Annotated in this window: 12 protein-coding genes; 6 read left to right on the forward strand and 6 right to left on the reverse strand. The window is 57.8% G+C overall.

Annotated features, from left to right (window positions below; genetic code table 11):
- Positions 1-4 precede the first annotated feature (4 nt).
- Together betB and betA are read left to right on the forward strand one after the other, a co-directional pair.
- Positions 5-1,477 carry a betaine-aldehyde dehydrogenase gene (gene betB, locus ATE40_RS04290; protein WP_063919035.1) on the forward strand — a complete coding sequence of 491 codons (1,473 nt, stop codon included), beginning with the start codon at positions 5-7 and terminating at the stop codon, positions 1,475-1,477.
- A gap of 136 nt (positions 1,478-1,613) precedes the next feature.
- Complete coding sequence (gene betA, locus ATE40_RS04295; RefSeq protein ID WP_063919036.1) at positions 1,614-3,281, forward strand: choline dehydrogenase; 1,668 nt, start codon at positions 1,614-1,616, stop codon at positions 3,279-3,281.
- 110 nt (positions 3,282-3,391) lie between these two features.
- On the opposite strand, the gene ATE40_RS04300 is transcribed toward betA, so the two are convergent.
- From ATE40_RS04300 to ATE40_RS04310, 3 genes are all read right to left on the reverse strand, one after another.
- A complete protein-coding gene (locus ATE40_RS04300; protein WP_063919037.1) occupies positions 3,392-5,017 on the reverse strand; it encodes an FMN-binding glutamate synthase family protein in 1,626 nt (541 codons plus the stop codon).
- Positions 5,018-5,200: 183 nt separating this feature from the next.
- Entirely contained in the window at positions 5,201-5,791 is a 591-nt protein-coding gene (locus ATE40_RS04305; RefSeq protein ID WP_025159982.1) for a LuxR family transcriptional regulator, read from the reverse strand.
- A 21-nt stretch (positions 5,792-5,812) separates the two neighbouring features.
- Entirely contained in the window at positions 5,813-6,529 is a 717-nt protein-coding gene (locus tag ATE40_RS04310) for an EAL domain-containing protein (protein WP_019454458.1), read from the reverse strand.
- Between the two features lie 514 nt (positions 6,530-7,043).
- On the opposite strand from ATE40_RS04310, the gene ATE40_RS04315 reads away from it, so the two are divergent.
- From ATE40_RS04315 to ATE40_RS04330, 4 genes are read left to right on the forward strand one after another with little or no spacing between them, the layout of a single operon-like run.
- Positions 7,044-7,586 (forward strand): fimbrial protein, encoded by a 543-nt coding sequence (locus ATE40_RS04315; protein ID WP_033647475.1) that lies wholly within the window; start codon positions 7,044-7,046, stop codon positions 7,584-7,586.
- Between the two features lie 48 nt (positions 7,587-7,634).
- Positions 7,635-8,321, forward strand: coding sequence for a fimbrial biogenesis chaperone (locus tag ATE40_RS04320; RefSeq protein WP_063919038.1), 687 nt, complete (start codon positions 7,635-7,637; stop codon positions 8,319-8,321).
- A gap of 12 nt (positions 8,322-8,333) precedes the next feature.
- On the forward strand, positions 8,334-10,928 hold the full coding sequence (locus ATE40_RS04325; RefSeq protein ID WP_063919039.1) for a fimbria/pilus outer membrane usher protein: 2,595 nt from the start codon (positions 8,334-8,336) through the stop codon (positions 10,926-10,928).
- 14 nt (positions 10,929-10,942) lie between these two features.
- Positions 10,943-12,010 (forward strand): fimbrial protein, encoded by a 1,068-nt coding sequence (locus ATE40_RS04330; protein WP_370520183.1) that lies wholly within the window; start codon positions 10,943-10,945, stop codon positions 12,008-12,010.
- 76 nt (positions 12,011-12,086) lie between these two features.
- Here ATE40_RS04330 and ATE40_RS04335 read toward each other — a convergent pair whose 3' ends face one another.
- From ATE40_RS04335 to phoA, 3 genes are all read right to left on the reverse strand, one after another.
- Complete coding sequence (locus tag ATE40_RS04335; RefSeq protein ID WP_019454454.1) at positions 12,087-12,545, reverse strand: helix-turn-helix domain-containing protein; 459 nt, start codon at positions 12,543-12,545, stop codon at positions 12,087-12,089.
- Between the two features lie 205 nt (positions 12,546-12,750).
- Positions 12,751-14,331, reverse strand: coding sequence for a malate:quinone oxidoreductase (locus ATE40_RS04340; protein ID WP_063919041.1), 1,581 nt, complete (start codon positions 14,329-14,331; stop codon positions 12,751-12,753).
- Positions 14,332-14,792: 461 nt separating this feature from the next.
- Positions 14,793-16,220 (reverse strand): alkaline phosphatase, encoded by a 1,428-nt coding sequence (gene phoA / locus ATE40_RS04345; RefSeq protein WP_019454452.1) that lies wholly within the window; start codon positions 16,218-16,220, stop codon positions 14,793-14,795.
- Between the last annotated feature and the right edge of the window lie 41 nt (positions 16,221-16,261).

Consider the following 16,261-nt stretch of genomic DNA (forward strand, 5'->3'; position numbering starts at 1 on the left):
TCCTATGTCCCGTTTTGGCTTGCAGAAGCTCTATATTCATGGCGCCTATGTAGACAGCACCGCTGGAAAAACCTTCAACGCCATTAACCCGGCGAATGGCGAAGTACTGGCCGAAGTCCAGTCCGCCGGCGCTGAAGACGTCGATCGTGCGGTGGCCAGCGCGGCCAGCGGGCAGAAAGTGTGGGCGGCGATGACGGCGATGGCGCGTTCGCGCATCCTGCGTCGCGCGGTGGATATTCTGCGCGAGCGCAACGATGAACTGGCGGCGCTGGAAACGCTGGATACCGGCAAAGCGATGTCGGAAACCACCGCGGTGGACATCGTCACCGGCGCCGACGTGCTGGAGTACTACGCCGGCCTGATCCCGGCCATCGAAGGCGAACAGATCCCGCTGCGCGATACCTCGTTCGTTTACACTCGCCGCGAACCGTTGGGCGTGGTGGCCGGCATCGGCGCCTGGAACTACCCGATTCAAATCGCGCTGTGGAAGTCTGCGCCGGCGCTGGCGGCGGGCAACGCGATGATCTTCAAACCGAGCGAAGTCACGTCGCTGACGGCGCTGAAGCTGGCGGAAATTTACACCGAAGCCGGCCTGCCGGACGGCGTTTTCAACGTGGTGACCGGCAGCGGCGCGGAGGTGGGGCAGTACCTGACCGACCATCCGGGCATCGCCAAAGTGTCCTTCACCGGCGGGGTGAAAACCGGCAAGAAGGTGATGGCCAACGCGTCGGGGTCGACGCTGAAGGAAGTCACCATGGAGCTGGGCGGCAAGTCGCCGCTGATTATTTTCGACGACGCCGATCTGGATCGCGCCGCCGATATCGCCATGATGGCCAACTTCTACAGCTCCGGCCAGGTGTGCACCAACGGCACCCGCGTCTTCGTGCCGGCGGCGCTGCAGGCGCAGTTTGAGGCGAAGATCCTCGAGCGCGTGAAGCGCATTCGCCTCGGCGATCCGACCGATCCGCAGGCCAACTTCGGGCCGCTGGTCAGCTTCGCGCACATGGAGTCGGTGCTGCGCTTTATCGAGAGCGGTAAAAACAGCGGCGCGCGCCTGCTGTGCGGCGGCGAACGCGTCACCCACGGCGAGTTCGGCAAGGGCGCTTACGTGGCGCCGACGGTGTTCAGCGACTGCCGCGACGACATGGAAATCGTGCGCGAGGAGATCTTCGGGCCGGTGATGAGCATCCTCAGTTACCAGAACGAAGAGGAAGTGGTGCGCCGTGCCAACGACACCACCTTCGGCCTGGCCGCGGGCGTGGTGACTAACGATCTGGCTCGCGCGCACCGCGTGATCCATCAGTTGGAAGCCGGCATTTGCTGGATCAACACCTGGGGCGAGTCGGCGGCGGAAATGCCGGTCGGCGGTTACAAGCAGTCCGGCGTCGGCCGCGAGAACGGTCTGACCACGCTGGAGCACTACACCCAGATCAAATCGGTGCAGGTTGAGCTGGGCGATTACGCCTCGGTGTTTTAACTATCCCCGTCGTCTTTCGAGCCGCAGCCGCGTTGGCTGCGGCCGACAATCCCCAAAGAGCCAAATACACCGCCTGTTGTGGATCCGCGCTTCGCGTTTTCGTCTCATGCAGGCCTATAAAGTAAGGAGATAATGAATGGAATTTGACTACATCATTATCGGTGCCGGTTCCGCCGGCAACGTGTTAGCCACCCGATTGACCGAAGACGCCGACGTCAGCGTCCTGCTGCTGGAAGCCGGCGGCCCGGATTACCGGATGGATTTCCGTACCCAGATGCCGGCCGCGCTGGCGTTTCCGCTGCAGGGTCGCCGCTACAACTGGGCGTATGAAACCGACCCTGAGCCGCACATGAACAATCGCCGGATGGAATGCGGCCGCGGCAAAGGGCTGGGCGGTTCGTCCCTGATCAACGGCATGTGTTACATTCGCGGCAACGCGATGGACTTCGACAACTGGGCCAAGGCGCCCGGCCTGGAAGACTGGACCTATCTGGACTGCCTGCCGTATTTCCGCAAGGCGGAAACGCGCGATATCGGCCCGAACGATTACCACGGCGGCGAGGGCCCGGTGAGCGTCACCACGCCGAAAGCCGGCAACAACGAACTGTTCCACGCGATGGTGGAAGCCGGCGTGCAGGCGGGCTATCCGCGTACCGACGATCTGAACGGTTACCAGCAGGAAGGCTTCGGCCCGATGGATCGCACCGTGACGCCGAAAGGGCGCCGCGCCAGCACCGCTCGCGGTTATCTGGATCAGGCGCGTTCGCGGCCAAACCTGAAGATCGTCACCCATGCGCTGACCGATCACATCGTATTCGACGGCAAGCGCGCGGTGGGCGTCAACTATTTGCAGGGCGACAGCAATCAGCTGACCCACGCCACAGCACGCCGCGAAGTGCTGCTGTGCGCCGGCGCCATCGCCTCGCCGCAGATCCTGCAGCGTTCGGGCGTCGGCCCGGCGGCGCTGCTGAACAGTCTGGATATCAAGGTGGTGCACGATCTGCCGGGCGTGGGGGAAAACCTGCAGGATCACCTGGAGATGTATCTGCAGTACGCCTGTAAGAAACCGGTGTCGCTGTACCCGGCGCTGCAATGGTTCAACCAGCCTAAGATCGGCGCGGAGTGGCTGTTCAACGGCACCGGCATCGGCGCCAGCAACCAGTTCGAGGCCGGCGGCTTCATCCGCAGCCGCGAAGAGTTCGCCTGGCCGAACATTCAGTATCACTTCCTGCCGGTGGCGATTAACTACAACGGCAGCAACGCGGTGAAAGAGCACGGCTTCCAGGCGCACGTCGGCTCGATGCGTTCGCCGAGCCGCGGCCGGGTGCAGGTGAAGTCGAAAGATCCGCGTCAACACCCGAGCATTCTGTTCAACTACATGGCGACCGAGCAGGATTGGCAGGAGTTCCGCGACGCCATTCGCATCACGCGCGAGATCATGGCGCAGCCTGCCCTGGACGAATACCGCGGCCGCGAAATAAGCCCGGGGCCGGAGGTGCAGACCGACGAGCAGCTGGACGCCTTCGTGCGCGAGCATGCCGAAACCGCTTTCCACCCGTCCTGTTCGTGCAAAATGGGCGAGGATGAGATGGCAGTGGTCGACGGCCAGGGCCGGGTGCACGGCATGGAAGGATTGCGGGTGGTGGATGCGTCGATTATGCCGCTGATCATCACCGGTAACCTGAACGCCACCACCATTATGATCGCAGAGAAGTTAGCCGATCGCATTCGCCAGCGCGCGCCGCTGCCGCGCAGTACCGCCGACTATTACGTCGCCGGCGATGCGCCGGTGCGCAAGCTGTAACCGACACGCCCTCTCGCCGTTGAGGGGGAGGGCCGCCGTAGCAAGCAACCCCTCTCCATATGCTCTTCCCCAAGGCGAGGGGGCAACTCTCTTTTTTATCCCTTATCCCATCATGCCGCCGGCAGCGAGATCGCCTGATCGAAACTGGTGGGCGTCGCCATGCGCCACATGCGGGCGTAGAACTCGCTTTTGATCTCCGGCTGCAGCAGCGCGCCCGGCTCCAGATAGTAATAGATATCGGCGTATACCTTGATCTCGGTCGGCGTGATGCGACGCAGCATATGGTGCGAGGTCAGCTGCTCCGGGCGGCTGACGCCGGCCGCCGCCAGCATGTCCGCCAGCGCTTTCACCGTATTTTGATGGAAGTGATAGACGCGCTCCGCCTTGTTCGGCACCACCAGCGCCTTTTGCCGCAGCGGATCTTGCGTCGCTACGCCGGTCGGGCAGTGGTTGGTGTGGCAGCTTTGCGACTGGATGCAGCCGACGGCGAACATAAAGCCGCGCGCCGAGTTCACCCAGTCTGCGCCGAGCACCAGCACGCTGGCGATGTCGAAGGCGCTGATGATCTTGCCGCTGGCGCCTATCTTGATTTGGTCGCGCAGGCCGCAACCCACCAGCGTGTTATGCACGAACAGCAGCCCTTCGCGCAGCGGCATGCCCATATAGTTGGAAAGCTCGAGCGGCGCGGCGCCGGTGCCGCCTTCCTTGCCGTCCACCACGATGAAGTCCGGCAGGATACGGGTGTGCAGCATCGCCTTGACGATGGCGACGAACTCCCACGGGTGGCCGATGCACAGCTTGAAACCGACCGGCTTGCCGCCGGACAGCTCGCGCAGCTGCTGGATGAACTGCATCATTTCCAGCGGGGTGGTGAAGGCGCTGTGCGAGGCCGGCGAGATGCAATCGACGCCTTGCGGCACGCCGCGGGTGGCGGCGATTTCCGCATCCACCTTTTTCGCCGGCAGAATGCCGCCGTGGCCCGGCTTGGCGCCTTGGCTGAGCTTGATTTCAATCATTTTCACCTGCGGGCTTTGCGCCTGTTCGGCAAAGCGGCGCGGATCGAAATGACCGTCGGGGGTGCGGCAGCCGAAATAGCCGCTGCCCAGTTCCCACACCAGGTCGCCGTTGTTTTCGCGGTGATAGCGGCTGATGCTGCCCTCGCCGGTATCGTGGTAGAAGTTGCCCTTGGCCGCGCCGAGATTGAGCGCGCGAATGGCGTTGGCGGAGAGCGCGCCGAAGCTCATCGCCGAAATGTTGAAGATTGACGCGGAATAGGGCTGGCGGCAGTCGGCGCCGCCGATAGTGATGCGGAAGCTGGTCGGGTCGGCGGCCTCCACCGGCCGCATGGAGTGACCGATGCACTCATAGCCGGTTTGGTACACATCCAGCAGGGTGCCGAATGGCTTGTCGCCCATCTCGTTTTTCGCCCGGCGATAGACCAGCGTGCGCTGGGTGCGCGAAAACGGGATCTCTTCATTATCCTGTTCAAGGAAATACTGGCGCAGCTCCGGGCGGATGAATTCAAAGAAGAAACGCAGGCGGCCGATGATCGGGTAGTTGCGGCAGATGGCGTGGCGCTGTTGCGTGAGATCGTAGATACCCAGCACCATCAGACAGCCGCAGGCCAGGGCCGGCAGCCAGAACCACGGATGGTTGTGCATCATGATCAAGAAAACCAGGGTGAGCAAGATGCTCAGCACAAAGCAGGTATAGCGGCTGAATAAGGACGACTTCATAACATCTCCTGATGTTTATTTTAATCCACACGACATGACTCACGGATAGTCCGTGTGCAAATCGTAGCCAACAGGAGAGGATGTTGTGTGTCTGTTGCTGCTTTGTCGCCGGTTGTTACATTAATTTAACGCGGCGAGGGGGCGGGTTGCCGCGCGGCGCACCGCGCAGCAAGCCAGGGCAGGTTATTTGCCGGCGACGAAGATGGTGCTCATGCTGCGCAGCCGCAGCTTTTTCATCGCGCTGTATTTCTGCGAAAAGATGGTTTTCGGGTGCGTACCGCGCTTTTCCGCAATGTGCAGCAGGCTGTCGCCGCGCAGCAGATTGAAGATCACGTCGCTTTCCGCCGGGCTGAGCTCGCGGGTTTTCTGCACCTTGATGCCGCCCGGTTCTGTGCTTTCCAGCAGCCGCTGGATTTTTTCCTGCAGCGAATAAAGCGGAATGCGGGTGGAGACCAACTCGACGGAAATCCCCAGGATCGACAGCAGTTTCACCACGCGTTCGTCGTCATAGAACACCAGCAGGCGCGTCTTGCTGTTGTACTGCTGGTGCAGGGACACCAGGCTTTCTATCACGTTGACGCTCTGTTCCAGATTTTGCGAGGTGAAAATCAGCGCAATGTCGTGCTTGGTGATCTTCTCTGCTTTGGCGCCGCCGTGCATGAAATCGGAAAACAGGCGGATATCGTAGGCGCCGTAATGTTTCTTCAGCAGCACCGACAGGCCAACATAGCTGTACTTACACTCACTAATCACAAGAACGTTGTTTTTAGACATAGGGCAAACACCAATACCGAGTTAAAAGTATTCAGCTGTAAGAAGCGAGTTCAAATCCTTGATGCTGGATTCCTTCCACAGCTTTCCCTGCAGTGCGTAATATGGCATTTCATCCAGCCATTTCTTGTGTTCGGGAGTTTCAACTCCTTCGATAATTACCTTGTAATGATTAAGGTAAAAGAAGCGCAGCAACGCGCGCATCAAGCCCTCGCCGCCGGACTTTTTCATAAAGTCCCAAAGCAGAAAACGATCGAGCTTAACGAAGCGGAACTGACTGTTGTACAACGCGGAAAAACCCGCATAGCCAGAACCAAAATCATCGAGCCAAAATGAATAACTATTCAATGACGGATCGCCGTGTACGCGATCTTTCACCAGCCGGGTTGAATTCTCACTGATCTCGAAATGAATACAGCGCATAGCATTAATTCTTTCGGCAAAGTGACTATTCGCCAGCGATTGCAGGGAATAATCGTCAACATTCAAAGTGGCTATCACTTGGTTTTCATGAAACCAGTGTTTGTATTTATCGATCAGATTGATCTGATCCATCAAAATCGCAATCCGGGTGGCGCTGTCGGCGTGGCGAAAGAACTGTTCAGGAGAAAAATGGGCATATTCGCTATTAAACGTAAAGCGAGACAGACATTCAACGGCCAGCAATTGTCCCGATTTTGCGAACATTGGCTGAAAAACATAATTAATGCCGTTATTTTTCTCTCTGAAAGAACCGCTCATTTCCCAATCCTTGGATTGATATTTAACTTGTTGATTTTAAATAATAAAAAAGAAAGTTACTCCGGGGTTATTGGTAAATTTCTTATTTAAAGCGCCAGAATGGCCGAAGCGTGTCGACAGACCATTTAACGCGTAATTCGTGCCAAAGTCCAAACGTCGCAATCTGTTACTAAATGTAAATATTCGGGATAATATTCTGATTTTCAGGCCTTATCGCAAAATCTTGAACTCTGCAGCTTTCCCAAACACAGATTATTCCTATTCGTATGAATCGTCAACATCGATCGATAGGTATTCGCCGATAGTTTATTCCTATCAAGAGGGGCCTTATGAATGTTTTAAACGATTTAACATTAAGAATATGCTTAGTCTATATTTCGTCCGGCAATGAGTTCATCGAGGCAACGCTCCTTTTCAGCAAGGGAGTGCTATCGCTGAGTGTATGCTCAGTGGCGGCAATATATATATAAGCCCGCCACTGAATCGATTATTTTATTGTTCTATGGAGCTGGAAATGAAAAAAGTATTATTGCCTTTGGCTGCCCTGGTATTGTCTGCAACTGCTTCCAACGCAATGGCAGCAAACGGCACTGTTAAATTCACCGGTGAAATCAAACAGTCTACCTGCCAGGTAACTAGCGATACTCAGAATAAAGAAGTTTACTTGGGTACTTACCCAACTTCTGCTTTCCCAACCGTGGGTTCTAAATCCGCTTCTAAAGCTTTCCAGATCTCTCTGGAAAAATGTGATGCCGGCGATTACAGCCTGCGCTTCGACGGTAACACCGTTGCTGGCAACCCAGACCTGCTGTCCGTAAGCAACGTTGGCGGTACTGGCGCAGCAGCTACCGGCGTGGGTATCGAAATCACCGATAACAATGGCAAGCCATTCGCTATCGGCGACGGTTCCAACATCAACGACGACGTAGCGAAAGTCACCATCGCTGCTGACGGTAAAGCGACCTTCAACCTGCAGGCTCGTTACCGTTCATTCGATAGCAACGTAACTGCAGGTCTGGCTAACGCTACCAGCCCGTTCACTATCGAATACAAATAATCGTCTTTCAGGACACACACGGCCAAGGATGGCCCGTAGAGGAAACCGATGAAAAAGTTCTTTGCTGCTCTGCTGATGCTGGGCGCCTTTAACAGCTACGCCGGTATCCAGGTAGATGCCACTCGCGTGATCTATAAAGGCGATGACAAATCCGCCTCTCTGCCGATTCATAACGATGCTTCAGAAGCTTATATGGTGCAGACCTGGCTGGACACCGGTGACAGAAACCAAGTGCCGAAAAATCTGCCTGTCGTTGTCGTTCCACCGATTCTGAAATTGGACGCTGCTAAAACTGCAGTTCTTCGCTTTATCTATTCCGGTAATGGCTTACCTCAGGATAAAGAAACCCTGCTGTGGATTAACGTGCAGGAAATTCCACCGGCTCCGAAGCAAGAAAACGTGCTTCAGGTTGCGGTGCGTACCCGAATCAAACTTTTTTACCGGCCGGTGGCGTTGAAAACGACGCTGGACGAGCAAGTGCAAAACTTGCGTTGGCAGCGTGAAGGTTCACGTCTGCAAGTGGTTAACGATGGGCCGCTGCATATTACCTTTGGGGCGCTGCACTTGAAAAACAGCGCAGGCAAGACCGTGGATGTGGACGCCAACATGGTGAGCCCGAAAGATCGCTTATCGATCAACATCCCGGCGGGCGTCAGCGTCGGCAACAAGATTGCTTTCAGTTATATCAACGATTTTGGCGGTAGAACGGAAGTCAAGGACGTTCCAGTACAATAAGAGAGACAGGGAATGGCAAATCAACGAAAAGTAGCAGGCGGAACGACGCGGCTGACACAGCTGATCCGAATTGCAATCATTGCTGCCAGTGCGCCGATGTTATGGAGTGAAGCGGCGCTGGCAGAGTTTAACATGTCGTTTATTCACGGCGATGAAAACCTGAGCAACGCGGAAGCGGTCGCCCAGGGCGATGCTTTGCAACCGGGCGTTTACCCATTCGACATCTACGTCAACCTGACCCAGGTCGATCATAAGGATGTTACTTTTCGTCAGGTTAAAGGCCAGACCGCGTCTCAACCCTGCCTGAAAGTTGAAGACCTGCGCAACTACGGCATCAAACTGCCGGAAACGCTGCAGGCCGGCAGCTGTGTTGATGTGTCTGAGTTGATTAAAGACGCCACCGTCAGCTATGACGCGGCGGTGCAGCAGATCAACATTTCCGTGCCTCAGACCATGATGGATCTGAGCGCGATCGGGGCGATCCCGCCAAGCATGTACGATGAAGGCATCAACGCGCTGTTCGCCAACTATAACTTCAACTACAACAAGAACAGCTATCGCCGAGATGACGCCGACGACAGCGAGTACATGTTCCTCGCGCTGAACAGCGGCCTCAACCTGGGCAGATGGCGCCTGCGCAACAACTCCACCTGGGACAAGCAGAGTGGCAGTAGCAGCAACTGGACCAACGTCTCCTCCTGGGCCGAGACCGATATCGTGCCTTGGCGCAGCCGTTTGGTGATGGGCCAGGCGAGCACCAACAACAGCGTGTTCAACAGCTTCCAGTTCCGCGGGGTGCAACTCTCCAGCGTTGACGACATGCTGCCGGACAGCCTGCGCGGTTATGCGCCGGTGGTGCGCGGCGTGGCGGCGACCAACGCCCGCGTCGAGATCCGTCAGAACGGTTACGTCATCTATAGTACCAACGTCGCGCCGGGTCCTTTTGAGATCCACGACGTCTATCCGCATACTAACAACGGTGACCTGCAGGTCACCGTGAACGAGGCCGACGGTTCGCACAAAACGTTCAGCGTCGCCTACTCTTCCGTGGCCAACATGCTGCGCGAAGGCATTTGGAACTTCCAGCTGACCGCCGGTAAATACCACAACGGTAACGGCGGCTATCAGCCGAAACTGATCCAGGGTACTGCGGCATACGGCATGAACTATGGCCTGACGCCGTTCGGCGGCGCCATCATCGCCGAGCACTACCGTTCTGCTGCCGTGGGTATCGGTAAGAGCCTGGGATCATGGGGTGCCATCTCCGTGGACGGTTCTATCTCTGATACCGAGCTGGCGAATGGCGATCGCAAGCAGGGGCAGAGCTTCCGTTTCCTGTACTCCAAGTCGCTCAACCAGATGGGCACCAACTTCCAGTTGGCGGGTTATCGCTATGCGACTTCCGGTTACTACGATCTGAGCGATGCGGTCCAGGAGCGCAACAGCTGGCGCAACGGCATTTATGCCAACGATTACTGGGATCCGAACGATCTGCAGCCGGGCCAGCCTTCCTGGAGCAACAACCAGAAACGTACCCGATACACCGCGCGCTACGGCAACAAGCGTGAACGCGTCGAGCTGTCGCTCAGCCAGCAGCTGTGGGCGGGCGCCAGCCTGTACGCCAACGTGAGCCACCAGAACTACTGGGGCGTGTCCGGCAACGATCGCACGATTCAACTGGGTTACAACGACGGCTTCAAGCGTATTTCCTACGGGGTTTATCTGCAGGATACGCGCGGCCAGTACGGCTATTCCGATCGCAGCGTGAACTTCACAATGTCGATTCCGCTGGATTGGGGCCAGAGCAACAACTCGACCACCGCCAACTTCAGCGCGGCGCACAGCAAACAGAGCGGCGACAGCTACTCGACCGGCATCAGCGGCACCATGCTGGACGACCGTCGCATGAACTACTCAGTTTCCACCGGGCATACGCAGTCCTCCGGTCAGAGCAGCAACCTGAACCTGGGCTACAGCAGCAGCATCGGTAACATCGACGGTAGCTATGCCTACAGCTCGAAATACCGCCAGGAAGGGCTGGGCGTCTCCGGCGGCCTGCTGGTGCACTCCGGCGGCGCGACCCTGACGCAGCCGTTGCAGAACACCATCTTGCTGGTGGAAGCGAAAGACGCCAAAGGCGTGCGTCTGGAAAACCAGCCGGGCGTGACCATCGATCGCTTCGGTTATGCGGTTGTGCCGTCGGCCAACCCGTACCGCTACAACTATGTAGCGCTGCGCACCGAAGATTTCGGGCCGGGCCTGGATGTGCCGGTGGCCAGTAAGCAAGTGGTGCCGACCGAGAAGTCGGTGGTGAAGGTGAGCTTCGATACCTTCAAGGGCGTCAGCCTGCTGATTCACGCTCGTCTGGGTGACAACGGTTATCCGGCCATCGGCGCCGGCGTGTTCAACGAGTCCGGCCGCAACAGCGGCACCGTGGGCCTGGAAGGCGCAACCTATGTTTCCGGCGTGAAAGCGGGTGAGAAACTGACGATCAAATGGGGTCCGAAAGCCGATCAGCAATGCGTACTGCCGATTCCGGCGGACGTGGGCGACAAACAAGCGGCCATGGGATATCAGGAACTGACCCTGCAATGCCAAAAACTGTAAGGTACACCATGAACTTGAGCAAATTAGCACGTAACACACTTCTGTCGGTGGTGGGGCTGGCGGGGTTGGCGATGGCGCAACAGGCGGCGGCGATGCAGTGCCGCTTCGGCAACTCGACGGGTTCAAAAAACCCGGTTGGCAGCGTAACGCAGGATATCGACGTCGGCCGCCCGATCGTGCTGGCCGCCAGCGACTTCGTCAAAGGCAACCTGATTTGGCGTTCGCAGAACTTTACCTCCACCTTTACCTGCTGGGATACGGATAACTACCCGCGCGGAGAGAACGCTTACATCTATTGGAACCCGCAGAACTCGTTCGGTGCACTGGATAAGTCGCTGGAGATTGGGGTATCGATCAACGGGCGTGATTATGACGCGATCAACCTGAAGCAAAGCTCCAACCGGCCGACGGGCCCTGATTTGGGGCCGGGTACCAAACCGGGTAGTAACAGAAGAAAAGCCGATCCTCAGGCGGTGACTGCCACCTATTCGGTGTATATCAAAGCCACCGGGGTGAAACCGCCGGCGGGTAACTTCCCGCCATTGGCGCGCGCGTCGCTGTTCCAGATCGATGGTGAGTTGGGGCTGAACGCCACCAAAGACAGCAACTTTAACGCCTATATCAAAGGGTTGGACAAGATCCGCGTGATTCAGTGCAACCCGCAGATCACCGTATTGGCCAACAACGGCGCCAGCGTCGATTTCGGCGTGCTGACGACTTCCAGCGCCAAAACCGGCACTATCGCCAAACAGGTGCCGTTCGACATCAAGGCCAGCCTGAGCGGCGGCGAGTGCGCCGGCCAGTCTCTGCAAGCCAGTTTTAGCAGTACCAATGCCGATCCGTCAGACAACACGCAGATCCTGCCGACCACCCAACCGGGCGTGGCAATCTTCCTGACGCAGCAGCGCGACACCAGTAAAAAACCGATCCCTCTGCAAACTAACGTGGATTTCGGCGGTGTGCTGCAGGATAAGCAGAACGAAGTGAAAGAGACCTTTATCGCGAACCTGAAGTGGTTGACCAATACGCCGAAGACCGGGGTGTTCAACGCCACCGCCAACGTCGACGTCACCTTCAAATAATCCGGTGTCTCTTCGATAAAAAAGGGTTCAGTTCTTCGCGAACTGAACCCTTTTTTTGTACTTTGCAGCGTGCCGATTAACGCAGCCCCATCCAACTGGTGCAGACGCCTTCCGGCGGCTTGCCCGCATACCAACGAGGCAGCGTAGGGGCATCATGGCGCGGTTCGGCCTCCGCCTCTACCGGCTGCGCCGGCCATTCCGCGACGTCCCAGCGGGTGGTGCGGCGGTACACTGCCGGGGTTTTGCCGAACTGTTTCTTGAAGGCGCGTGAGAACGAAGGCTGAGAATCGAAGTGGTATTGCAGGGCGATATCCAGGATCGGGCGTGGGCTGGAACGCAGCGCCTGCGCCGCCTGCGAAAGACGCCGCTCGCGGATATAGCTGCCGAGTGCATGGCCGGTGGTGCTGCGGAACATGCGCTGCAGGTGCCATTTGGAGTAGCCCGACTTGGCTGCGACGTTGTCCAGCAGCAGCGGTTGATCCAGATGAGTTTCAATCCAGTCTAGTAAATCGTGAATGATATTGACGCGATCCATGGTTTTAGTTCTCCCGCAAAAACGACATTCAGGTCACAGTGACTTAGCTTAATTATCCAAGAATATACTTTGATAATAGGCGCGAGCACGCCGTTACGCAAGGGTGAAGCGGGGGTAAAAAGGTGGCCAAAAATGCTCTTTGAGCGGCAGGGGTATAGAAAAAAGGCCGCATAAAGCGGCCTTTTCAGCAAGAAATGATGGGAAATCAGTTGGTTTCCGGTTTCACTTCAATGTAGTTCAGACCCAGCACGCTGCTGGTGTAGCCGCGGATCTTGTTGGTCATCTCGATATCGCCGTTCAGCTTGTGGCCGTAAGACGGGATGATCTCTTTCAGTTTGCTCTGCCATTCCGGCGTCGCCACTTTGTCTTTGAACACGGTTTCCATCAGATGCAGCATGATCGGTGCAGCGGTGGAAGCGCCCGGCGAAGCGCCCAGCAGAGCGGCGATGCTGCCGTCTTCGGAGCTGACGACTTCGGTGCCGAACTGCAGCACGCCGCCTTTATCCGCGTCTTTCTTGATGATCTGCACGCGTTGGCCTGCGGTCCACAGCTTCCAGTCTTCCTGCTTGGCGTCCGGGAAGTACTCTTTCAGCGCGGCGAAGCGATCGTCGTCGTTCATCATCAGCTGGCCGACCAGGTATTTCACCAGATCGAAGTTATCCAGACCGACGTGGGTCATCGGCATCAGGTTCGAGGTGCTCAGCGAGTGCAGCAGATCGAACAGCGAGCCGTTCTTCAGGAACTTGCTGGAGAAGGTGGCGAACGGCCCGAACAGCAGCACGCGCTTGCCGTCCAGCATGCGGGTATCCAGGTGCGGCACGGACATCGGCGGCGAACCTACGCTGGCCAGGCCGTACACTTTGGCCAGGTGCTGGTTGGCGATCTCCGGATTGGTGGTGACCAGGAACTGGCCGCCGACCGGGAAACCGCCGTAGCCGTCGGCTTCAGGGATGCCGGATTTCTGCAGCAGGGTCAGGGATGCGCCGCCTGCGCCGATGAACACGAACTTGGCGTTAACGGTGGTTTCTTTACCGTCGCGGTTCAGATCGGCAACGGTCACGCTCCAGGTCTGGTCGGCGTTGCGCTTGATGTCGCGCACTTCGTGGCTCAGGTTCAGCTTGAACTTGTCGCTGGTGCTCAGCGCGTCAACCAGCTGGTGGGTGATCACGCCGAAGTTGACGTCGGTACCCAGCGGCATGCGGGTGGCGGCGATTTTCTGCGCCGGATCGCGGCCGTTCATCACCAGCGGTGCCCACTGCTTGATTTGCGCAGGATCTTCGGAGTATTCCATGCCGCGGAACAGGGTGCTGTGCTGCAGCGCCGCGTAGCGTTTACGCAGGAAGTTGACGTTGTCGTCGCCCCACACGAAGCTCATGTGCGGCACGCTGTTAATGAAGGATTTCGGATCTTTCAGGACATCGTTTTTCACCTGATAAGACCAGAACTGACGGGAGATTTCGAAAGACTCGTTGACCTTCACCGCCTTGCTGATGTCGATGGTGCCATCGGCTTTTTCCGGCGTGTAGTTCATTTCGCTGAAGGCGGAGTGGCCGGTACCGGCGTTGTTCCAGCCGTTGGAGCTCTCTTCCGCCACGCCGTTCATGCGCTCGTACATGTCGATGGTCCAGGTCGGCTCCAGCTCATGCAGATAGGTACCCAAGGTGGCGCTCATGATGCCGCCGCCGATCAACACCACGTCGACGGTTTTATTCTTCTCTTCAGCCGCCGCCTGCTGCGTGACGCTAAACAGGCTGAGACTGAAAATCAGGACGAGTAATTTTCTCATTGAATTAAATCTCTTGTGTGTAAATTCTACTCATTGCAGGTGAAAGAATTTAGCGGGAGTTACCCTGGAAAATAATGAAGCCGACCGCCCGGCGTGAGCCGATAGGCAGCGATAATGCCTTTTTGTTAATAGGGTTTTTAACGAAAAGTGAACTATTGCAGGCCGTCCGGATGCAAATTGATCGGTTCACGTTACTGGCGGGGTATTATTGTTTGCGAGAATGTTAAAAACTACTTTTGTAACTAAAAAAAATGAATATAAGCAAAAAACGGCCGGTTGTTGTCGCAGGAATAAACAGAGAGGGGGGAAGGGCTATATAACCGCGTTATTTCCAAGGGTTAATTGTCGCGTAATTAGACGTTATTTCGTTATCACACAATAATTGCGGTTAAATTGCAAATACGCATCGGTAACCAATAATAAATGGCCGCCATTGCGGGCGGCCAGGATTCACAAGGCGATTACTTGATGCCCATCGCATCGCGCATGGTGAAGAACAGATCGGTCTGATCGGTCAGGCCCACCACGTTGGCGGCGTGCGGGCCATAGGCCGCAACGCGCAGCTGGGTGCCGGTGTGCCCCTGCGACTCCTCTTCCGAGTTGCCGTAACTCAGGGTCATCGGCGCGCCGTCTTTGGTGGTCAGCGTCTGGGTCAGGCCCGGCGCTTTGGCGTCGGCGGCGACGATCTGGCTGGAATGCGCGTGATCGGCGGTGACGATCACCAGCGTGTTGCCGTCGGCGCGGGCGAAGGCCAGCGCTTTTTGCACCGCTTCGTCCAAATCGACGGTTTCGCCAATCTGCCCGCATGGGTTGGCGGCGTGATCCTGCTTATCGATCGACGCGCCCTCTACCTGCAGGAAGAAGCCGTTCGGGTTGTCTTTCAGCAGCGCGATCGCTTTTTCGGTCATCGCCGCCAGCGTTGGCGTGGCGGCGGTGCGCGCCGGGTTGTTTTCGCAGGTTACCGCCGGTTTGTCGAGGTTGCCGTGGTAGCTGGCTTTCGGCCCCAGCCAGCGCACCGGCATGTTGCCGTCGGCGAACAGGCCCAGCAGCGGTTTTTGCTGGTTGGCCAGGGTGACGGCCTGCAGTTCATCCGCGTTGCTGACCCACTGATAGCCCTGCGCCGCCGCCTGGTCTTTCAGCGATTTCCCCTGCCATTCGCCGCTTTTTGCCAGCTGGTTGAAGGATTTCGCGCCGCCTCCCAGCGTGACGTCGGCGCGGGTTTTCAGCAACTGTTCGGTGATGGAGCCGCGGCCGCCGTTTTCCAGCGCGTTAGCGGCGCATTTCTCGCTGGTTTCCTCCGGGCCATAGCATTTGCGCGAGGTGACGTGCGACACCAGCGCCGCCGGCGTGGCGTCCTGCAGTTCGGCGGTGGAGACGTTGCCGGTGGCCTTGCCGGCCGCCTTGGCGATCTCCAGCAGCGTCGGCTGGTCTTTGCCGTTCACGTCCACGCCGAGCGCGCCGTTATAGGTTTTCACCCCGGTGGCCCAGGCGGTGGCCGAGGCGGCGGAGTCGGTCACGTAATCCGGCTTGTGGGTTTTCTTGTCCAGCGAGTAATGCGTGTATTGCCCGGTCAGCGGCAGGGCGTCGATGCCCTTGAAGTAACCGCCCGCGCCCTCAGCGTAGTTGCGCGCGGCGGTGATCTCGGAATCCCCCATGCCGTCGCCGATCAGCAGGATCACGTTTTTCGCTGGTTTGTCCGACAGCGACGCCTTCAGCGCGGCGGTCTGATCGCCGGCCAGACGACGGGCGCCACCCGGTTCGACGAGGTTGCCGCGCGCGGCGCGCTCGGTCAGGCCATCGGCATTGGCCGAGGTTTCTGCCGCGAGGGCGGAGGAACAGAGCAGGGCGGACAGCACGGCGCCGGCGATCAGGGATACAGCAGGTTGCATGGGGTAAGCTCCTTGTCGTAATACAACAATGTAAATAACAT

The organism is Serratia surfactantfaciens (assembly GCF_001642805.2).
Lineage (GTDB): Bacteria > Pseudomonadota > Gammaproteobacteria > Enterobacterales > Enterobacteriaceae > Serratia > Serratia surfactantfaciens.